We start from the raw sequence: 19978 nt of genomic DNA on the forward strand, positions 1-19978 counted from the left end.
TGGGGTCGTCATGAGGTTCGGGCCTGGGAGAGCTCGGCGGCCTGGCGGAGGGCTTCGAGCATGCTGCCGGGGTCGGCGAGGCCCTTGCCGGCGATGTCGAAGGCCGTGCCGTGGTCCACCGAGGTCCGGATGACGGGGAGGCCGACGGTGATGTTGACGCCGGCCTCCAGGCCGAGGATCTTGACGGGGCCGTGGCCCTGGTCGTGGTACATGGCCACGATGAGGTCGTAGTCGCCGCGTCCGGCCAGGAAGAAGGCGGTGTCGGCGGGGAGCGGGCCGTGCACGTCCATGCCCTCGGCCCGCAGCCGATCGAGGGCGGGCACGATCTTCTCCTCCTCCTCGCCGTACCCGAACAGGCCGTTCTCCCCCGCGTGCGGGTTGATCCCGCACACGCCGATCTTGGGACGCTCCAGCCCGGAGCCGCGCATCGCCGCCGCGCCCCGCCGGATCGTCCGCTCGACCAGGCCGGGCTCGATGCGGGCGACCGCGTCGATGAGGCCAATGTGGGTGGTGACGTGGATGACCTTGACCTTGGCGGTCGAGAGCATCATCGACACCTCCTCGGTGCCGGTCAGGTGGGCGAGCAGCTCGGTGTGGCCGGGGAAGACGTGGCCGGCGGCGTGCAGGGCCTCCTTGTTGAGCGGAGCCGTGCAGATCGCCTGCACCTCGCCGGACATCGCCAGCGAGCCGGCCAGCCGGACGTACTCGTACGCCGCGTTCCCCGCCACCGCCGACACCTCGCCCCACGGGAGGTCGGCGGGCAGCAGGCCGGGGTCGATGACGTTGATCCGGCCCGGCTCGAACACCGCGTCCGCCACTCCGCCGACCGTCTCGATCCTGGCGGACACGCCGAGGACGGCGGCGGCCTGGCGCAGGCGTCCCGCGTCGCCGATGACGACCGGGCGGCAGAACCCGGCCGGCTCGGGAGCCAGCAGGGCGCCGACGATGACCTCCGGACCGACGCCGGAGCCGTCCCCCATGGTGAGGGCGATCAGAGGTGTGCTCATGTCAGCCTTTCGAAGTGGTGAGGCGCGAGGTGGGCGGCCATGCGCAGCAGGCTGTCGCGGCCGCCGAAGCTGCCGGGCCTGGTGACGACCGCGTGGCCCTGGGGCGTGTGGCTGTGGACGGCGCCGTGGTGCACCTGTCCGACGGGGGTCAGCTCGCGGACGCCGAGCGCGTCGAGCACCCGCCTCGCCGTCCCGCCGCCGGTCAGGACGAGGTTCGCGGGACGGCCTGCGAGGGCGCCCGTGACGATCTCCTCCCAAGCGCCCGTCAAGGGGCCCGAGGTGGTGAGGACGGCAGGTCCGGCCTCCAGGGCTCGTCGCAGGCGCGGCGCCGCGATGTCCTGCGGCTCGTCCGCGCTCAGCGTGATCTGCTGGACGCCGTGCTGGAGCAGCAGCTCGACCTGGTCGGACACGCCCGGGTGCACGGTGCCGACGATCACCAGGAGGGGCGCGTCGCCGGCCGGCTTCGCGGGACGGGGCACGTCGGTGACGGTCCCGCCGAGGGTGCGGGCGAGGGCCGCGGCGAGGCCGCCCGCACCGGCCAGCCGGGTACGCGGGTCGGCGGCGAGCGCGGCGGCCACGATCGCGTCGAGGTCGCCGTCCGTCTCCGCGTCGCAGATCGCCACCCCCTCTGCCCCGCTGAGCGCTCGCGTCAATGCGGGGTGCCCCGCGCGGACCGTGTCGAGGGGGATGAGGGTGGAGGGGTGGCCGTCGAGTGCTTCGGCGACCGTGGCGGGTGCGGGGCGGGGCTCGATGTGCCAGGTGCGCGTTTCGCGCAGCGGGACACCTTCGACGTACGGGACTCCGCCCACGACCGTACGACCGGCGGACGGCAGCGCGGGGGCCAGCACCACGAGCGCGTCGAGGCAGGCGGCGGCGATGGCGGCGGCGACGTTCCCGCGCAGCAGGGAGTCGATCTTGACGAGGACCCTGCGGTCGCCCGCGTGCGCGAGTGCCGCTCGTACCAGGGAATTCGTGTCGGAGTGGTACCGGCTGCCGAGGTCGGCGACCAGCACCGGCGGCGCGGAGTCGTAGGGCGGCCCGGACAGCGCGATCAGCGCGGCACCGGCGGCGGGCATCAGCACGGCGGCCGTCTCCGCCGCCCCGGTCAGATCGTCGGCGAGCACGAGCACCGCATCCGCCTGTGCGCGAATCACGCAACAAGCATTGCACGAAACGCGCAGACGATGCCAGAGTGAGCGAAAGGGCGTACACGAGGAGTCAGGAGAGGCCCGTGACCGCAGCCGAGTTCGCCAGGAAGATCCGCGATCGGGAACGAGCCGTCGGCTACTGGGTGGTCCTGGACGCGCCCGTCGCCACCGAGCGGCTGGCCCGGCTCGGGTACGACTACGTGGCCCTCGACGGCCAGCACGGCTTCATCGGCACGTCGGGGCTGCTCGCCAACCTCATGGCCATCGACGCGGGCGGCCGGTCCGCCGGGCTGGTCAGGGTGGAGTCGGGTGATCCGGCGGTGATCGGCCGGGCTCTGGACTTCGGTGCGGCGGGCGTCATCGTGCCGCTCGTGGACAGCGCCGCCGACGCCGCCCGTGCCGTCTCCGCCGCGCGCTACCCCGGTGCGGGGCGCCGCTCGTACGGGCCCATGCGCTCGATGCTGCGCATCGGCCCCACGCCCGCCGAGGCGGACGCGACCGTGCTCGTCCTGGCGATGATCGAGACGCCGGAGGGGCTGGCCGGCATCGAGGAGATCTGCGCCACGCCGGGACTGGACGGCGTGTACGTCGGGCCGTCCGACCTGTGCCTGGCCGTGGGCGGCCGGTTCCCGAACGACCCCGAGGTCGCCGACGTCTTCGAGGCGGCACTTGAGCGGATCCGTACGGCGGCGGCCGGCGCCGGCATCGCGGCCGGCATCCACAACCCGAGCGGCGAGCAGGCGGCGCGCCGGCTGGCGGAGGGCTTCACCTTCGCCACCGTCGCCGGCGACCTCAACCACCTGGAACAGTCCGCCGCCGCCCACCTGAAAGCCGCCACCTCCGCCTGACCCGCCCCACCCGCTGAGGCGGGCGCCGAAGTCGAGGCGCCTTTACGTGATATAGGAAGTTTTGACCGCAATGTGAACTATTTGGTGGCTCTCTGTGTATAGGCGGTTTCTGTCCGGGTAGCGCCGAGGCATTGGCTCCTCAGAGGAGGAAACCGTGGACATCAATTTCGGCCAAGGCATAGCTGACGCCTGGCGGTCAATAGCGGCGTTCGTTCCGAAGCTGGTCGCGTTCCTCGTGATTCTCATCATCGGGTGGATCGTGGCCAAGGCTCTGGAGAAGATCGTCGACAAGGTGCTCGAACGGGTCGGTTTCGACCGGGCGGTCGAGCGCAGCGGGATGCGGCGCTGGCTGGAGCGCAGCAAGTACGATGCGAGCAGCCTGATCGCCAAGATCGTCTTCTATGCGATCCTGCTGGTCACCCTGCAGATAGCGTTCAACGTCTTCGGGCCCAACCCGGTCTCGGCGCTGCTCGCCGCGGTGGTGGGCTGGCTGCCGCTGGCGATCGTGGCCATCGTGATCATCGTGGTGGCGGGTGCCGTGGCCAGGGCCGTCAGGGACATCCTGTCCGGCGCGCTCGGCGGCCTGTCGTACGGTCGCTGGATCGCGACGGCGGCGGCGGTGTTCATCTGGGCACTCGGCATCATCGCGGCGCTCAACCAGATCGGTGTGGCCACGACCGTCACCACGCCGGTGCTGGTCACGGTGCTGGCCACCATCGGCGCGATCGCGGCGATCGGCATCGGCGGCGGGCTCATCCGGCCGATGCAGCAGCGCTGGGAGCGCTGGCTGGGCCGTATCGAGGAGGAGGCTCCGCAGGCCAGGGCGCATGCGGAGGCGTATCAGCGCGGGCGGGAGGACGCCCGGTCGATGAGCGAGGAGACCGCCCCGATGCGCGGCACGCGCGGCGGCGGCGCCACCCGCTCCGACATGCCTCCTGGCTGACCTGGGGGCGCCCGCCACGCGAGCGCCACCGGCACGATCGGCACGAGCCCCGGGCGAACCGCCTGGGGCCCGCGCCGGTCCACCCGGGTGAGCGCGCTCAGGCGGGGTGGCCGTCTTCCAGGAGGCCCAGTTCGCGGGTCAGGTAGCAGACCGCCGTCAGCCGCAGGGACGGGGCGTCGGGCTCGTCGGTGAAGGACCAGCCGCGGTGGCGCAGCTCGTCGAGGAAACCCAGCAGGTAGTCGCCCAGCGTCTCGCGGTCGAGCGGGATGGCGTCGCGCAGCTCCGCCGCGTGCTGGTCCACCGCGGCCACCAGAGCGGGGTCACGGCCCATACGGGAGAGCTGGGCGTCGCCCAGTGCGTTCATCAGCCAGCGCAGGGGCGAAACCGCCCATCCATCCTCGAAGACCACTTGGACACTGTAAAGCATTCTCCAAGGTCAACCCCCTAATGGGGCATCTCAACACCCGGCCCTCCCCCGCCGTCGCGGCGACGGTCTCTTGGGGAGAGAGGCGGTCATCCCCCATTGGCCAGCCCGACACCGACCCCTCCCCGCCGTCGCGGCGACGGTCCCTCTGGTGAGAGAGACGGCCAACCCCCATGAGCCAGCCCGACACCGGCCCCTCCCCGCCGTCGCGGCGACATTCTTTGGGAAAGGGTGAGGGGCAGATCCCTAGAAGGGGAGGCCGACGTAGTTTTCGGCGAGGGTGGTGGCGGCGGCTTCTGAGGAGGTGACGTAGTCCAGGTATGACAGTTGCAGGCGGCGGGCGTAGGCGTCGTCCTCGTCGAAGGTGTGCAGCAGGGTTGTCATCCAGTACGAGAAGTGCTGCGCTCGCCACACTCGCTTGAGGCACGCCTGCGAGTACCCGTCGAGCAGGTCGGTCGTGCCGTCCTTGAAGTACGCCGCGAGCGCCTCCGTGAGCACCCGCACGTCGGCCACGGCCAGGTTGAGGCCCTTGGCGCCCGTGGGCGGGACGATGTGGGCGGCGTCGCCGGCCAGGTAGAGGCGTCCGTACTGCATCGGTTCGACCACGAACGACCGCATGGGCGTGATGCCGCTCTCCAGGATCTCGCCGGTGGCCAGCGAGAAGCCGGGCACGGTCTCCAGGCGGGCCTTCAGCTCGGCCCAGATGCGCTCCTCCGGCCAGTCCTCCATGCGCGCGTCCGGCGGCACCTGGAGGTAGAAGCGGCTGACGCTGGGCGAGCGCATGCTGTGCAGGGCGAAGCCGCGCTCGGTCCTGGCGTAGATCAGCTCGTCGGACGAGGGCGCGACGCGGGCGAGGATGCCGAGCCAGGCGAAGGGGTAGTCGCGCTCGAAGACGCTCAGCACGCCTTCGGGGATCGACGGCCTCGACACGCCGTGGAAGCCGTCGCAGCCGGCGATGACGTCGCAGTCGAGCCGCTCGTCCCCGAACGTCAGAAAGGGCTCCGAGTCGAGCCCGTGCACGGCCACGTCCTCGACCTCGAACCGCACGTCGCCGCCCGCCGCGAGCCGGGCCGCGATGAGGTCCTTGACGACCTCCTGCTGCCCGTACACGGTGATGGCCCTGCCGGGCACCAGCTTCTCGAAGGCGATGCGGTGGCCCGCGCCGCCGTACCTGAGCTCGATCCCGTGATGCGGCAGTCCCTCGCGCAGCATGCGCTCGCCGACGCCGGCCTCGACGAGCGTGTCCACCGTGCCCTGCTCCAGGACGCCGGCCCGCACCCGGCGCTCCACGTAGTCGCGGCTGCGCTTCTCCAGCACCACGGAGGAGATGCCGCGCAGGTGGAGCAGATGTGACAGCAGTAGTCCAGCGGGGCCTGCCCCGATGATCCCGACCTGAGTTCGCATGAGGGAAAGCATGGTGGTTCGAGCGGATGAGGCCGAGAGCGGTCTTCCGCTGAGTGGAAAGCTGGTGCAGGATCGTCCTCATGTCAGGCGGTTCCCGCGAGGCGGGGCGTTCGGTGACGTCCAAGGTGCTGGCGATCCTGGGCGCGTTCGACGCGGCGCATCCCCAGCTCACGCTGACGGAGCTGGCGCGCCGCAGCGGGCTGCCGCTGAGCACCGCGCACCGGCTGGTCGGCGAGCTGGAGGCGTGGCAGGCGCTGGGGCGCGGGCCCGACGGGCGGCTGCGGGTGGGCCCGCGGCTGTGGGAGCTGGGCCAGCTCGCCCCCAACCGGCTGCAGGAGCTGGCGCATCCGTGGCTGCAGGAGCTGTTCGCCTCGACGGGCGAGAACGTGCACCTCGCGGTCAGGGACGGGCTCGAGGTCCTATACGTGGACAAGGTGTACGGCAGGCGGGCGGTGCCCATCGTGTCGCGGATCGGGGCCAGGCTGCCGATGCATCCGACGGGCGTGGGCAAGGCGCTGCTGGCGTACGAGCCGGACTGGTTCGTCAAGTCCTACCTGGCCCGCAAGCTCGAACGCCCCACCGCCCACACCGTCACCGAGCCGGGCCGGCTGGCCAGGGAGCTGGCGGCGGTGCGCGTCCAGGGGCACGCGCTGACGTACGAGGAGATGACGCTCGGCTCGTGCTCGGCGGCGGCGCCGGTGCTGGTGGACGGGCGGGCGGTGGCGGCGCTCGGCATCGTGCTGTCCTCGCGGCGGGCCCGCGAGCTGCCCCGGCTGGTGGAGCCACTGCGCGGCGCCGCCGCCGGGATCGCCAGGGCGATGGCCTGAGCCGTTCAGAACCTCTGGATGCGGTCCTTGAACAGGGTGGTCGCGATGGACGCCCGGTGCGGCTGCCCCTTGAGGAACGCCTGCGCGAAGCTCTTGGCCTGCTCGTAGGAGATCTTGCCCGGCATGGGCGGCTCGTTCGGGTTGACGTCCACGTCCACCAGCGCGGGGCCGTCGTGCGAGAGCGCCTGGCCGACGGCGTGGGCGACGTCCTCGGCCTTGGTCACCTTGGCGCCGAACCCGCCGCACGACCTGGCCCAGGCCGAGAAGTCGGCTTCGGGGGCGGCGTAGCGCACGCCGTGCTCGGGGTAGCCGAGCACCATCTGCTCCCACAGGATCTGGCCGAGCGAGTTGTTGTTGTTGATGATCACCTTGACCGGCAGCCCGTGCTGCACGGCGGTGAGGAACTCGGCCATGAGCATCGAGAAGCCGCCGTCGCCGACGTAGGCGATGATCTGCCGGCCGGGGAAGGCGTGCTGCATGGCGATGGCGTACGGCAGGCCGTTCGCCATGGAGGCGAGCGTGCCCGACAGGTAGAACTCGCGCTCGCCCCGGATCGTCCAGTGGCGCGCCGCCCAGGTGGCGATCGTGCCGCTGTCGCAGGTCATGATGGCGTCGTCGGTGGCGAGCTCGTCCACGATGGACATGACGTACTGCGGGGCGATGGGGTCGCGGTCGGGGTTCTCCAGCGACTCCATGTCGGCGCGCCACTTCGCCATCATCTTCTGGTACTTCGCCAGGTGGCCGTCGCTCTCCCTGCGGCGCAGCAGCGGCAGCAGGGCGCGCAGCCCCTCCTTGGCGTCGCAGACCACCGGCACGTCGGTCGCGATGCGCGCGCCCGCCCTGGTCGGGTCGGCCTCGAACTGCACCACCCTGGTGTCGTGCACCTCGGGCAGGAACTTCGAGTACGGGAAGTTCGTGCCGACCATGAACAGCACGTCGGCGTCGTCCATCAGCTCCTCGCTGGGCCGGGTGCCGAGCAGCCCGAGCCCGCCCGTCGTGTACGGCGAGTCGTCGGGCACGACGGCCTTGCCGGGCAGCGTCTTGACGACGGGCGCTCCCAGCGCCTCGGCCACTTCGAGCACCTCCTGCCTGGCGTGCAGCGCGCCCTGCCCGACCAGCATGGCCGGGCGCTCGGCCCGGTTGAGCACCTCGGCCGCCCACTCCAGGTCCTCCTGCCGGGGCAGGCCGGACGGCTGCAGGTAGATGGGCGCGGTCTCGGGCGCGCGGGCGGGCGCGACCTTCCTGTACGGGTCCGCGCCCTCCTCCGCCACCTGGATGTCGTTGGGCAGCGTCAGGTGGGAGACGCCGCGCCGGGCGTAGGAGGTCCTGATGGCCAGGTCCACGAGGGACGGGAGCTGCGCCGGGTTGCTGATCATCATGTTGTACTCGGCCACGTCGGCGAACAGCTTGTCCAGGTGGACCTCCTGCTGGTAGCCGGTGCCGAGCACGGACGTCTCCTGCATGCCGGTGATGGCCAGCACGGGGACGTGGTCGAGCTTGGCGTCGTACAGGCCGTTGAGCAGGTGGATGCCGCCGGGGCCCGAGGTGGCGAGGCAGACGCCGATGCGGCCGGTGGCCTTGGCGTAGCCGGTGGCCATGAAGGCGGCGGCCTCCTCGTGGTGGACGAGGACGAAGCGTACCCGGTCGCGGTGGCGGCGTAGCCCCTCCATGATGCCGTTGATGCCGTCCCCCGGGAGCCCGAAGACGGTGTCGACGCCCCACGCGGCCAGCCGGTCGATCAAGGATTCCGCTGCTATTCGAGCCATGGGACCCGCCCTACCCCGCTCCGCCCCGGACAGGCACCCAGACCAGTGGACATTTCCCGGGACATTTCTCCATGTAGACGGGTAGGGGGCCGCTATGCGGATTCTGGTCACGGGAGCCACCGGCACGCTCGGAGGGGCGCTGGTACCCGCCCTGCTCAAGGCGGGGCACGAGGTGCGTGCGCTGAGCCGGGCCAAGCGGGAGGACCGCGGCAACGTGGACTGGATCTGGGGAGACCTGATCTCCGGCAACGGGGTCGAGGAGGCCGTACGCGACGTGGACGCCATCGCCCACCTCGCCACCAGCGGCCGCAAGGGGCGCGGCGCGGTGGACGTGCCGGGCACCAGGACGCTGCTGATCCTGGCGCGCGCCGCGGGGGTGCCGCACGTGCTGTTCACCTCGATGGCCGGGACCGACAGGGCCGCGCACGGGCACCTGCGGGACAAGCTGGAGGCCGAGCGGCTGGTCATGGAGAGCGGCCTCGGCTGGACGATCCTCCGCCTCACCCCGTTCCACCAGTGGCTGCACCGCAGGCTGAGCGACCTGGCCTCGCTGCCCGTGCTGCCCGTGGACCGCTCGCTGCCCTGGCAGCCGGTGCACACCGGCGAGGTCGCCACGCGGGCCGCCGCGCTGCTGAGCGCGGCGCCGGCCGAGCGGGAGATCGAGTTCGGCGGGCCGCAGGTGATCACCACGGAGGAGCTGGTCAAGGTGTGGTTGCGGGCCTCGGGGCTGCGCCGGCCGTGCGTTCCCGTACGGTATCCGGGCCGTCTGTACGCCGCCCAGCGCGCCGGCCACCTGCTCACGGACGCCGCGCCCAAAGGTGAGATCAGCTGGCACGACTATCTGCTGCCGCCCGAGCCGATCTTGTCCGACGACTTCGCCACCGAGCACACCGCCTCCCCCACGAGCCCTGCGACCCAGCCGGAACTGGACCCTGACCTGCGCGTATACGGAGGCGACGACGGGTACGAACGTCCGACACGAAGCTAGTGGTTTGTCCGGTTTCGTTACACTTCGCCGACTTGTTGGTCTGGCGCGACGTACTAGACAATGTGTCCGGTGATGAGAGGCATCCCGCTGACCAGAGACTTCGCCAACGGCGGCGTCTCCTTCTGGTACCGGCAGATCGGCCTGCCCGCGCGGCGGCCCGCGCTGCCCGGGTCCCGAGACTACGACGTCGTCATCGTCGGCGGCGGCTACACCGGTCTGTGGACCGCGTACTACCTCAAGCGGGCCGAACCCGGCCTGCGCATCGCGATCCTGGAGAAGGAGTTCGCCGGGTTCGGCGCGTCGGGGCGCAACGGCGGGTGGCTGTCGGCCGAGTTCGCGGGCTCGCGCAAGCGGCACGCCGAGGCGCGCGGCCGGCAGGCCATGATCGAGCTGCAGCGGGCCATGTTCGCCTCGGTCGACGAGGTCATCGACGTCGCCAGGGCCGAGGGCATCGACGCCGACGTGCACAAGAGCGGGCTGATCCACGTCGCCACCAACCCGGCCCAGCGGCGGCGGCTGCGCGCCGAGGTCGCCGATCTGCGCACCTGGGGCTACGGCGAGGGTGACATGCGGCTACTGGAACGTGCCGAACAGCGCGAACGCGTCCAGGTGGCGGGCGCGCTGGAGGCCGCGTACTCGCCGCACTGCGCCCGCATCCAGCCCGCCAAGCTGGCCGTCGGGCTGGCCGCCACCGTGGACCGGCTGGGCGTGGACATCTACGAGGACACCACCGTCACCGAGATCCTGCCCCGGCAGGGCGGTGGCAGCGGGGGCAGGGCGGCGGCCGTCACCACCCGCGGCACCGTCACCGCCGACTACGTCATCCGCGCCACCGAGGGCTTCACCGCCAGCCTGACCGGGCAGCACCGGCAGTGGCTGCCGATGAACAGCTCCATGATCGTCACCGAGCCGCTGCCGCCCGACGTGTGGAAGCACATCGGCTGGCAGGGCAGCGAGCTGCTTGAGGACGAGGCCCACGCCTACATCTACGCCCAGCGCACCGCCGACGACCGCATCGCGATCGGCGGGCGGGGGGTGCCGTACCGGTTCGGCTCGCGTACCGACCGGCGGGGGGCCACCCAGGCGCAGACCGTCGCGCTGCTGTGGCGGATGCTGGTCAAGCTCTTCCCCGCCGCCGTGGACGTGCCGGTGGCGCACGCGTGGTGCGGCGTGCTCGGCGTGCCGCGCGACTGGTGCTCGACCGTGCACCTCGACCACGCCAGCGGGCTCGGCTGGGCCGGCGGCTACGTCGGCAGCGGCGTCACCACCACCAACCTGGCCGGACGCACCCTGCGCGACCTGGTGCTGCGCCGCGACACCCCGCTGACGAGGCTGCCGTGGGTGGGGCGGCAGGTGCGGCAGTGGGAGCCGGAGCCGCTGCGGTGGATGGGCGTGCAGCTCATCTACGCGTTGTTCAGGGCGGCCGACCGGCACGAGAACGAACGCGGCACCCGCACCTCGGCCTACGCCCACCTCGCCAACCTCATCTCCGGCCGCTGACGAGCCTCGGCCCGAGGCGCTCCGCTTCATGCCGTTCCCTACCAGGGCCTTGAGCAGCCGATGGGCTCATGCCAGGGCCTTGAGCAGCCGATCGGCCCACCCGCTCCCGGCGAGGGCCTTGGCCGCCGGCCGTCAGTCGGGCGAGCCTGAGGGGTGCCAGGGGTCGTAGTCGACCTCGAGCGGCTCCTGCGGGGGCCGCTCGTCCTCGGGGACGTGCTGCAGGTTGACCCGGATGCGGTACCACACGCTGCTGCGCCCCCGCATGCCGTCGACCAGCACGTCGGCGGGCTCGAGCCGGGCCGCGACCTCGGGATGGCGGCCCTTCCACCGCTCGAACCCGGCCATCGCCTCGTCCTTGTGCTCGGCCCTGGCGATCTCGATCAGCGGCTTGGTCTGCCGCCTGCCCCCGGTGCCCTTGGGCGCCTTGGGTGCGGGACCCAGCTCCTCGGCCAGCTCAAGCAGGCCGTCGAGAGAGCCGGGATGCAGGTCGATGTCCTCCCACGGGTCGCCGCGCTCGGCCAGCCGCGCGGGGACGGTTTCGATCGTGTACGCCTCAGGATGGCATTCAGGCACCTCGTCCCAGGTCAGCGGCGTGGACACCCGGGCGTCCTCGACCGCGCGCACGGAGTAGGCGGAGGCCACCGTACGGTCGTAGGCGTTCTGGTTGAAGTCGACGAACACCCCGTGGCGCTCCTCCTTCCACCACCGGCTGGTCGCCAGGTCGGGGGCGCGCCGCTCGACCTCTCTGGCCACCGTCTCGGCCGCCTTGCGCACCTTCGAGAACGGCCACCGCCGCTCTATCCGGGCATAGACGTGGAAGCCGCGCGAGCCCGACGTCTTGGGCCAGGCGACCAGGCCGTGGTCGGCCAGCACCTCCCGCGCCACCTGCGCCGTGGCCAGCACGTCCCCCCACGGGACGCCCGGCACGGGGTCGAGGTCGATGCGCAGCTCGTCGGGCCGTGACAGGTCGTCGGAGCGTACGGGATGGGGGTTGAGATCGACGCAGCCCAGGTTGATCACCCACAGGAGCTGCGCGAGATCGGTGCAGACGACCTCCTCGGCGCTCAGCCCCGAGCGGTATTTTAGCTCCGCCACCTCGATCCAGTCGGGCCGCTTGGCCGGGGCCCGCTTCTGGAAGAACGCCTCCTCCTCGATGCCGCGCACGAACCGCTTGAGCACCATCGGCCGCCCGTGGACGCCCCGCAACGCCGCCTCACCGACGGTCCGGTAGTAGCGGACCAGGTCGAGCTTGGTGTGCCCGGACCGCGGAAAGACCACCTTGTCGGGGCTGGTGATGCGGACCTCACGCCCGGCGACCTCGATGTCAGCCATACGATCACGATACGCGCCACCACCGACAACCCCCGGAAGGCGGAACCCGGTCTCAGGAGGGGAAGGCGCCGTGGCGGCCAAGCGTGCGGACTCCTCGGAGAATGCCCCGAGCGTACGCCCCCACCCTGCCCCGAGTAGCAACGAAAAACCCGGACAATTCACGGCCATTACCCAATAATCCAAAAATGTCACCCAGACTTCTGTTGGACTGATAAAAAAAACTTCAGCGAGTGAAGATGAATGGCCATCACTTTGCCGGCTCTTGGTGCAAAGATGGGTGCCATGCCGTCAGCCAACCATGACGCTCTCGTCAAAATGATGACCGAACGCCCGGCCCTCGCAGTGGAACTGCTGGGCACCCTCAAGGGCGCCAAGCTTCCAGAGACTCCCCTCATTCGCGTGGAGAATCCTTCCTTCAGCACCCGCCGCTCCGACGACATATCGGCCGATCTGGTCCTCATGATGGGCGCACCGGATCACGCCTTTCACGCCATCATCGTCGAGGCCCAGTTCGATCGCTCCAAAGAGCCGAAACAGCTGGCCCGCTATGCCGCTGCGCTGTGGCTGATGCAACAGTGCGACGTGACCGTTCTCGTCATCTGCCCAAATCGGAAAGACGCGGCACACTACGCCGCGCCGATAGAATCCGGACTTACGGGCTATCGCCTCCAGGCACAGGTTCTGGGACCCGACGACATTCCACCCATTATCGACTCAAAACTGGCAGCCGATCATCTAGAGCTCGCGACCCTGTCCGTCATGATGCACGGCCGAAATCGGAAGGTCGTCGAGACGTTCGCCGAAGCGATCCGCGACAGTCCGTTCGAGCACCGTCCGAAGTACTATGAGTACGCATACAACATGTCCACGCCTGAGACCCGGCGACTCTTGAAGGAGATCAGCATGTCGTCCACTTACTGGCCGGTTTTCAGCCCCTTCGCAAAGGAACACTACGGGCGCGGAAAGGCGGAGGGCGAGGCCATAGGCAAGGCAGAGGGCAAGGCAGAAGGCAAGGCAGAAGGCAAGGCAGAGGGACTGGCGAAGGCCATCCTGACGACGCTGGCCTTCCGGCAACTCGACGTCCCCGACGACGTTCGCGAGCGCATCTCCTCCTGCACCGACCCGATGCAGCTCGAGACCTGGCTCAACCGCTCCTACACCACCCCCGCCGCCGACGCGCTGTTCGACGAGGACGGTGAGAAGACGTTCTGACCCGTAGGGGGCTCAGAGGGTGACGGCGCCTGCCAGCAACGTGTCGAAAGGGTCGGTGGCGGGGCGGTCGAGGCCGCGGAGGGGGCCGGGGTCGGTGAGGTGCGTCTCCGCGTAGAGGCGGGCGACCAGGGCCTTGCGGTCGTCGTCCAGGCCCCAGCCGGCCTGGTCCTCCAGGAGGGCGGCGGCGTAGACGTCGGCCATGAACTGAGCCAGGGGGTACAACCTCGCCTCGGCGGTGGCGCGGTCGAGGGACGACCAGGCTTCGACGGCCTTGGCGAGGTCCTCGATGCGGGTGCGGACGAGGTCGGAGGTGGCGAGCGTTCGCAGGTGGGCGAGGAAGGGCAGGTGGGCCTGCTCCTTCTCCATGGCCCTGCGCACGTCGAGGCAGAGGATGTTGTCGCCGCCCTCCCAGATCGGGTTGACCTGGGCGTCGCGCAGCAGCCGGGCGACGGGCCACTGCTCGATGTAGCCGTTGCCGCCGTGCACCTCGATCGCGTCGCTGGCGGCGGTGACGCCGAGCCGGGAGGCGCGCAGCTTGATGAGGGCGGGCCCGAGCCGCAGCCGGGGCCCGGTGTGGCCGTCGAAGACCATCGCCTGCGCGGCCTCGACCTCGACGATGAGCTCGCCGAGCTTGCGGCGCGTCAGAGGCTGCTCGATGAGCGGCCGGCCGAACGCCTCGCGCGCGGCGGCGTAGCAGATCGACTCGACGAGCGCCCGCCTGGCCACCCCGACGCCCATCATGGCGACGCCGAGGCGGGAGGCGTTCGTGAGCTTCATCATCGTGCCGAGCCCCGATCCGGAGCCGGAGCCTGGGCCGGCGAGCAGGAAGGCTTCCGCGCCGGTGAACTCGACCTCGGCCGACGCCACCGACCGGGTGCCGAGCTTGTCCTTGAGCCGCCGGATCCGTACGCCGTTGCGGCTGCCGTCCCGCCGCTCCCACAGCACCAGGAACGGCGCCACCGCCCCCTCGGGCAGCCGGGCGAGCACGACGAAGGCGGAGCCGTTGGCATTCGAGGCGAACCACTTCAGCCCGGTCAGCAGCCACGCGTCCCCGGCGGGCGTGGCGGCGGTCTCCAGCGCGGCGAGGTCGGAGCCGCCGGTCCGCTCGGTGAACATCTGAGCGGCCTCGCCGGAGTAGAAGCCGTTGGCGAAGATCTCCCTGACGCGGTCGCGTACGTCCGCCGGCGCGTGCTTCTCTGCGAGCGAGACCACCATGTCCCCGCCGGTGCCGAGCGCGCAGCCCATCCCGATGTCGGCCTGATCGAGCAGGTACGTCCACGCGGCCCCCAGCGCGGCCGGGTCGGCCCCATGGGCCCTGGCCTGCTCGGCGAAGGCGGGCGAGGTGAAGTTGTCGGCCATGAGCGCGTCGCGGGCGGCGTGAAAGGACGGCGGCATGACGACCTGGCTGACGTCCCTGCCCCACTTGTCGTACTTCTCCAGCCGCGGCGGGTTGCGATCGGTCTCCTCGGCGGAGCGCGCGACGAGCCCGCCCATCAGCGCGCCCAGCCGGTCGAGGTGCGGCTCGGCCCAGGCGTAGCCGTCACCCAGCCGGCGGCGCATGAGCAGTTGCAGCGTGGGGTCGCAGCGCCACCAGTTGCGGCCTTCCGCGCCCTGGTAGCGCTCGGTGGCGTAACGGTCGCTGTGGTCGAACGGCTCGACGAGGTACCGGCCCATACCCGCGAGTGTTACATATACTCGACACGCGATGGAAGAGCGTAACGGGACGTTGAGCGCCCGGTCGGCGGTGCTGAGCGCGCTGCTCGGCAGCCACCCGCCCCGCCTGCCGGCCCGCCACCTGGTGCGCATCGGGGCGCTGTTCGGCATCGCGGAGGGCACCGTCAGGGTGGCCCTGTCGCGCATGGTCGCGGCGGGCGATCTGGTGCAGGAGGGCGGCGCGTACGCGCTGTCGCAGCGCCTGGTCGAGCGCCAGGCCAGGCAGGACGAGAGCCGTGACCCGCACGTCAGGCCGTGGGACGGCACGTGGGAGGTGGTCGTGGTCACCGCCGAGCGCCGCGCGCCCGCCGACCGGGCCGCGTTCCGTCACACGATGACCGCGCTGCGCCTGGCGGAGCTGCGCGAGGGCACCTGGCTGCGGCCGGCGAACCTGGTGCGCGACTGGCCCGAGATCGTCACCGCGCAGTGCACGCTCATCGACGGCCGCCCGCACGACGACCCCACTCCCCTGCTGTGGGACCTCGACGGCTGGACGGCGGAGGCGGCGCGGCTGGAGCGCGCGCTCGACCGTGCGCTCGCCACCGGCGACCTGGCCGATGGCTTCCTGGTCTCGGCCGCGGTGCTGCGCCATCTGCTGGCCGATCCGCTGCTGCCGGACGAGCTGCTGCCGGCCGGCTGGCCGGGCGCCGGGCTGCGGGCCCGCTACGACGACTTCGACCGCCGCTACCGGGAGATCCTGCAGGAGCACCTGCGGCTATAGGGGCACGCCGAAGACCGTGCGCTTGCCCCGGAACTCGGTGACGCTCCACAGCTTGCCGCCCTGCACGGTGAGGTCCTCGGGCCCGATGGGGAACGGCCTGGTCGTCGCCGTGTCGCCGTCGAAGACCCGCAACCTGCCGTTGGTGGTGGAGTTGACGGCCTGGCTGAGGTACCACTTCCCGTCGTACGACACCGCGCCCTGGATCTTGGCGTGCCCCGTGACGTAGGCGTCCTCGGGCGCCCCGCCCTGCAGGTCGAGGGGCCAGCGCGCGACCCACCCATCCGTGCCGGGGTCGCGGTATTCGCCGGTGACGAGCCTGGGGGTGTCGCCGCTGCGGTCGATCGCGACGTACGAGAAGCGCGGCCCCGCCGTGGCGACCCGCCAGAAGTCGGTCTGGGGGATGACGTAGCGGTAGCCGAAGGCGTGCAGCTTGCCGCCGTGCCGCCCGACGCGGTTGCCGTCGCCGAGGTCCTTCTGCGCCGTACGCAGGTCGAGCACCTTGTTGAGGTCGAAGACGCGCAGGCCGCGCGTGGTGTCGGCGACATAGAGCAGGTCGCCGAAGCAGGCGACGCCGCCCGCGTGGATGTTGATCGGCCCGTACGACCCGTCGGGCTTGGCCAGCACCAGCAGCGCGTGCTGATATTTGAGCGTCTGGGGGCTGAGGAACGACACCCTGATGCCCCGCTCGCCGGCCGTCGGCCGGAAGTACCAGCTGATCATGAAGGCCGGGACGCCGATGTTCCCCGAGTCGTCGCTGCCGGTCAGGCCCTGGGGGTACCAGTCGGCGGTGTCCTGGTCCTTGTCGTCGAAGGCGTACCAGATGTCCGGCCTGGGCTTCATCGAGCCCATCGCGGCCGCCGCGCCCTTGTTCCGCCCTGCCCTGTTGGCGTTGGCGAGCACCGCCTCCACGGCGGTGCTGCCGATTTCTCCGGCGAGTTTGTCCGCTCCTTCCGCCAGATCGCCCGTGGCCCGATTCAGCGCAAAAGGCGCTGTATCGGTGGATACCATCCCCGATGCCGCCATAACTTCCTCACCTTTTCCGTCTCTTGACCAGTTTGACGGATGGGCGGGAAATATGGTTTGCCGTCACTTCCACAAATGCACGGGCGTCCCCGACAGAGCCAGCTCGCGATACCGCCGCACCATGCGCCGCCGGTCGCCGCCGAAGCGCGCGAGCGCCTCCCGCTGCCACACCGACCCGGTACGCCGCAGCCGGGTGCGCTGCGCGATCACGTCAAGGGACCGGTCCGCATCGGACGGCGTCACCCCCGCCTTCAGCAGCCCCTCCCGTGCCTCGGGCAGCAGCGACAGCACCAGCTCAGCGGCCTCGTGCTCGCCCTCCCTGCCGGGCCAGGACAGCTTGGCGTCCAGCCCGTCCATGGCCGCGCGGTAGAAGTTCTGGTACGCCTGCGCGAAGCGGTAGCCGGTCAGGTCCCGCTCGGCCTGCGACAACGTCAGCCCCAGCAGGAACGCCGTGTTGGCGGCCATGTCGGCGCAGGAGGGCCCGGCAGGCAGGGCGCGCATCTCGATGCGCAGGTGACCGCCGTCCGCGGGGTCGTAGACGGGGCGGTTCCACTGCCAGATCGTGCCCTGGTGCAGCCGCAGCTCGGGCACCTCGTTCGGGTCCGCGTCCTCGGTGAGGTCGGGCACGATGGGGTCGTAGTCGCGTACGTACCGCTCGAAGAGCTCGTGCGCGCCCTCGCGCACCCAGTCGGAGCCGAACGTCACCCGCCCGTCCCTGCGCTCGGGCCGCTGCACGTCACGGTCGTCCGCGGCCTCCTCCATGAGCGCGATCCGCGTCTCCTCCCACAGCTCGCGGCCCAGGAAGAACGGCGAGTTGCCGCACGCCGCGAGCACCGGCCCGATCGCGAGCTGCGCCGCGTTGAACAGCCGGGCGAAGCGCTCCGGCGGGGTGCGGATGTGCACCTGCCAGGAGGTGTTGGCGCTCTCCAGGATCACGTCCTCGACGGAGAGTTCCAGGTCGTCGATCTTGACCAGGAACGGTTCGAGCCGCAGCCGCCGCAGCCCTCTGCTCATGGCGCGGTAGCGGTTCTGGTCGCTCATCGCGCCCAGCGTGAAGTCCTCGGTGTCGAGCGTCGGCAGGATGCCGATGGGCAGCGCGCCGCCGCCGGTCACCGCGCCGTCGACCTTGGTGATCGTCTCCTGCACCTCCGCGCCCATGGCCTCGAACGGCCGGCCCGCCAGCGGCGTCGGGGTCAGGTTGACCTCTATGTTGTAGCGGCCCAGCTCCAGCACCACGCGGGGGTCGTCGAGAGCGTCGCGCACCTGGCTGTTGCGCGGCAGCGGCCGTCCTTCCTCGTCGATCAGGAAGAGCTCCAGCTCGGCCCCGATCGTGATCGGGCCCTCGCCGAAGCCGGGGGTGGCGAGCAGCTCGCGCAGGACGCCGAGCTGCTGCTCGCAACGCTCGCCGAAGCGGGTGAACTCCGCCTCGGTAAATCGTTCCTTGTCGAGATCCTTTCCCATCGCCGTCTTCTGTCCAGGAAGCCGCCGTTAACACGTTTTCCGGTGAACGTCCAGGTCAAGGGCAGGATCTGCGACCCTGTACGGATCCGTCCTCTGTCCCCCTGGGCCTTGCGCGACCTGCGGCGACGCGCTCTAAGCTCATGAGATGCGCGCGGTTGCCTTTGACATCTTCGGTGGTGAGCTCGACGTACGTGAGCTGCCCGACCCTTCCCCCGCCCCACACGGAGCGGTGATCAGAGTCGAGGCGACGGGCCTGTGCCGGTCCGACTGGCACGGCTGGCAGGGGCACGACCCCGACATCAAGGTCCTGCCCCACGTGCCGGGCCACGAGCTGGCGGGCGTGGTCGAGGCGGTCGGCTCCGACGTGCGCGGCTGGCGGCCTGGGGCGCGGGTCACGGTGCCGTTCATCTGCGCCTGCGGCTCCTGCGCCGCCTGCGCGACCGGCGACCAGCAGGTCTGCGAGCGGCAGACACAGCCGGGCTTCACCCATTGGGGCTCCTTCGCCGAGTACGTCGCCATCGACCACGCCGACGTCAACCTGGTCGCCGTACCCGAGGACATGGCCTACGCCACCGCGGCCGGGCTGGGCTGCAGGTTCGCCACCGCGTTCCGCGCGGTGGCCCAGGTCGGCGAGGTACGTCCCGGCGAGTGGGTGGCCGTGCACGGCTGCGGCGGCGTCGGCCTGTCGGCCATCATGATCGCCACGGCGGCCGGCGCCAGGGTCGTCGCGGTCGACATCAGCACCGACGCGCTGCACCTGGCCGAGCTGGCCGGCGCCACCCACTTCGTCAACGGCTCGGACGGCGACGCCGCCGCCCAGGTCAGGGAGCTGACCAGGGGCGGGGCGCACGTCTCGCTCGACGCGCTGGGCAGCCCCCAGACGTGCGCGGCCTCCGTCGAGAGCCTGCGCCGCCGCGGCCGCCACGTCCAGGTCGGGCTGCTGCCCGGCGGGCCGACACCGATCCCCATGGGCCGGGTGATCGCCCACGAGCTGCGGCTGCTCGGCAGCCACGGCATGGCCGCCCACGCCTACCCGCCGATGCTGGAGATGATCAGGGCCGGCGTCCTGCACCCCGACCAGCTCGTCACCCGCACGATCGGGCTCGCCGACGCCGGCAAGGCGCTGGCCTCCATGGGCTCGGTGCCGGGCGTCACGATGATCACTCCTCGATCTGCACCCTGAAGGTCCTGAGCACCAGCGCCAGCATGCGGTAGTGGGCGACCAGCATGACCAGCTCGATCCTGGCCGGCTCGTCATAGCGGTCGCACAGCGCCGCCCAGGTCGCGTCGGTCAGATCGCCCGCGTAGTGCAGGTCGTCGGCCACCTGCAGCACGAGCAGGTCCTCGACCGGCCAGAGCGCGTCGGGGCGGCGCACGGAGTCGATCTCCTGGTCGGTGAGCCCCGCCTGGCGGGCCAGGCGGACGTGCTGAGCCCACTCGTAGGCGCTGTGGCAGTGGTGGGCGGTGCGCAGGATGGCCAGCTCGCGGTCGCGGGCGGGAAGCGCGCCGTCCAGCAGCGCGCCGCCGAAGCGTAACCAGGCGCGGTAGAGGCCGGGGTGGCGGGCGAGGGTGGCGAACACGTTGTACGGGTTCGCCTTCGTGAAGTCGTCCCACTCGTCGGGTGGCAGCGGCCGCACTCGAGGTCTCATGCCGATAGACAT

At 71.1% G+C, this 19978-nt stretch carries 18 protein-coding genes; 8 read left to right on the top strand and 10 right to left on the bottom strand.

The window, feature by feature from the left end:
- Positions 1-8: 8 nt before the first annotated feature.
- Complete coding sequence (pdxA, locus tag ACFFR3_RS24310; protein WP_364364426.1) at positions 9-1007, bottom strand: 4-hydroxythreonine-4-phosphate dehydrogenase PdxA; 999 nt, start codon at positions 1005-1007, stop codon at positions 9-11.
- A complete protein-coding gene (locus tag ACFFR3_RS24315; protein WP_379483892.1) occupies positions 1004-2161 on the bottom strand; it encodes a four-carbon acid sugar kinase family protein in 1158 nt (385 codons plus the stop codon). The genes pdxA and ACFFR3_RS24315 overlap by 4 nt, the downstream gene beginning before the upstream one ends.
- Positions 2162-2238: 77 nt before the next feature.
- On the opposite strand from ACFFR3_RS24315, the gene ACFFR3_RS24320 reads away from it, so the two are divergent.
- Positions 2239-3003, top strand: a complete 765-nt coding sequence (locus ACFFR3_RS24320) for an HpcH/HpaI aldolase family protein (protein WP_345386724.1) — start codon at positions 2239-2241, stop codon at positions 3001-3003.
- A gap of 160 nt (positions 3004-3163) precedes the next feature.
- Entirely contained in the window at positions 3164-3946 is a 783-nt protein-coding gene (locus tag ACFFR3_RS24325) for a mechanosensitive ion channel family protein (protein WP_345409267.1), read from the top strand.
- A 97-nt stretch (positions 3947-4043) separates the two neighbouring features.
- Here ACFFR3_RS24325 and ACFFR3_RS24330 read toward each other — a convergent pair whose 3' ends face one another.
- Both ACFFR3_RS24330 and ACFFR3_RS24335 read right to left on the bottom strand, forming a co-directional pair.
- Positions 4044-4355 carry a DUF6401 family natural product biosynthesis protein gene (locus ACFFR3_RS24330; RefSeq protein WP_364364417.1) on the bottom strand — a complete coding sequence of 104 codons (312 nt, stop codon included), beginning with the start codon at positions 4353-4355 and terminating at the stop codon, positions 4044-4046.
- Positions 4356-4616: 261 nt separating this feature from the next.
- Entirely contained in the window at positions 4617-5774 is a 1158-nt protein-coding gene (locus tag ACFFR3_RS24335; RefSeq protein WP_345386728.1) for a 4-hydroxybenzoate 3-monooxygenase, read from the bottom strand.
- 80 nt (positions 5775-5854) lie between these two features.
- Here ACFFR3_RS24335 and ACFFR3_RS24340 point away from each other — a divergent pair, with 80 nt between their 5' ends.
- Positions 5855-6601 (top strand): IclR family transcriptional regulator, encoded by a 747-nt coding sequence (locus tag ACFFR3_RS24340; RefSeq protein WP_364364411.1) that lies wholly within the window; start codon positions 5855-5857, stop codon positions 6599-6601.
- A gap of 5 nt (positions 6602-6606) precedes the next feature.
- Here ACFFR3_RS24340 and ACFFR3_RS24345 read toward each other — a convergent pair whose 3' ends face one another.
- Positions 6607-8343, bottom strand: a complete 1737-nt coding sequence (locus ACFFR3_RS24345) for a thiamine pyrophosphate-dependent enzyme (protein WP_379483893.1) — start codon at positions 8341-8343, stop codon at positions 6607-6609.
- A 118-nt stretch (positions 8344-8461) separates the two neighbouring features.
- On the opposite strand from ACFFR3_RS24345, the gene ACFFR3_RS24350 reads away from it, so the two are divergent.
- Both ACFFR3_RS24350 and ACFFR3_RS24355 read left to right on the top strand, forming a co-directional pair.
- The gene (locus ACFFR3_RS24350; RefSeq protein ID WP_345386731.1) at positions 8462-9355 is read left to right on the top strand and encodes an SDR family oxidoreductase; all 894 of its coding nucleotides are present in this window, start codon (positions 8462-8464) and stop codon (positions 9353-9355) included.
- A gap of 72 nt (positions 9356-9427) precedes the next feature.
- On the top strand, positions 9428-10855 hold the full coding sequence (locus tag ACFFR3_RS24355; protein ID WP_379484086.1) for an NAD(P)/FAD-dependent oxidoreductase: 1428 nt from the start codon (positions 9428-9430) through the stop codon (positions 10853-10855).
- 132 nt (positions 10856-10987) lie between these two features.
- Here ACFFR3_RS24355 and ligD read toward each other — a convergent pair whose 3' ends face one another.
- Positions 10988-12187, bottom strand: coding sequence for a non-homologous end-joining DNA ligase (gene ligD, locus ACFFR3_RS24360; protein WP_379483894.1), 1200 nt, complete (start codon positions 12185-12187; stop codon positions 10988-10990).
- Between the two features lie 240 nt (positions 12188-12427).
- Here ligD and ACFFR3_RS24365 point away from each other — a divergent pair, with 240 nt between their 5' ends.
- On the top strand, positions 12428-13399 hold the full coding sequence (locus ACFFR3_RS24365) for an RpnC/YadD family protein (protein WP_379483895.1): 972 nt from the start codon (positions 12428-12430) through the stop codon (positions 13397-13399).
- Between the two features lie 12 nt (positions 13400-13411).
- Here ACFFR3_RS24365 and ACFFR3_RS24370 read toward each other — a convergent pair whose 3' ends face one another.
- Positions 13412-15073, bottom strand: coding sequence for an acyl-CoA dehydrogenase family protein (locus tag ACFFR3_RS24370; protein ID WP_379483896.1), 1662 nt, complete (start codon positions 15071-15073; stop codon positions 13412-13414).
- Between the two features lie 31 nt (positions 15074-15104).
- Between ACFFR3_RS24370 and ACFFR3_RS24375 the strand changes: the two genes are divergently transcribed.
- Complete coding sequence (locus ACFFR3_RS24375; protein WP_345386743.1) at positions 15105-15833, top strand: PaaX family transcriptional regulator C-terminal domain-containing protein; 729 nt, start codon at positions 15105-15107, stop codon at positions 15831-15833.
- Here ACFFR3_RS24375 and ACFFR3_RS24380 read toward each other — a convergent pair.
- A complete protein-coding gene (locus ACFFR3_RS24380; protein ID WP_379483897.1) occupies positions 15828-16742 on the bottom strand; it encodes a hypothetical protein in 915 nt (304 codons plus the stop codon). The genes ACFFR3_RS24375 and ACFFR3_RS24380 overlap by 6 nt on opposite strands.
- 177 nt (positions 16743-16919) lie before the next feature.
- Positions 16920-18317: a glutamate-cysteine ligase family protein gene (locus tag ACFFR3_RS24385; protein WP_379483898.1), complete on the bottom strand. Its 1398-nt coding sequence runs from the start codon at positions 18315-18317 to the stop codon at positions 16920-16922.
- Between the two features lie 145 nt (positions 18318-18462).
- Here ACFFR3_RS24385 and ACFFR3_RS24390 point away from each other — a divergent pair, with 145 nt between their 5' ends.
- On the top strand, positions 18463-19500 hold the full coding sequence (locus ACFFR3_RS24390) for a zinc-dependent alcohol dehydrogenase family protein (protein WP_345386755.1): 1038 nt from the start codon (positions 18463-18465) through the stop codon (positions 19498-19500).
- On the opposite strand, the gene ACFFR3_RS24395 is transcribed toward ACFFR3_RS24390, so the two are convergent.
- Positions 19478-19966, bottom strand: a complete 489-nt coding sequence (locus ACFFR3_RS24395) for a carboxymuconolactone decarboxylase family protein (protein ID WP_345386757.1) — start codon at positions 19964-19966, stop codon at positions 19478-19480. The genes ACFFR3_RS24390 and ACFFR3_RS24395 overlap by 23 nt on opposite strands.
- Between the last annotated feature and the right edge of the window lie 12 nt (positions 19967-19978).

Source organism: Nonomuraea salmonea (assembly GCF_042428605.1).
Lineage (GTDB): Bacteria > Actinomycetota > Actinomycetes > Streptosporangiales > Streptosporangiaceae > Nonomuraea > Nonomuraea salmonea.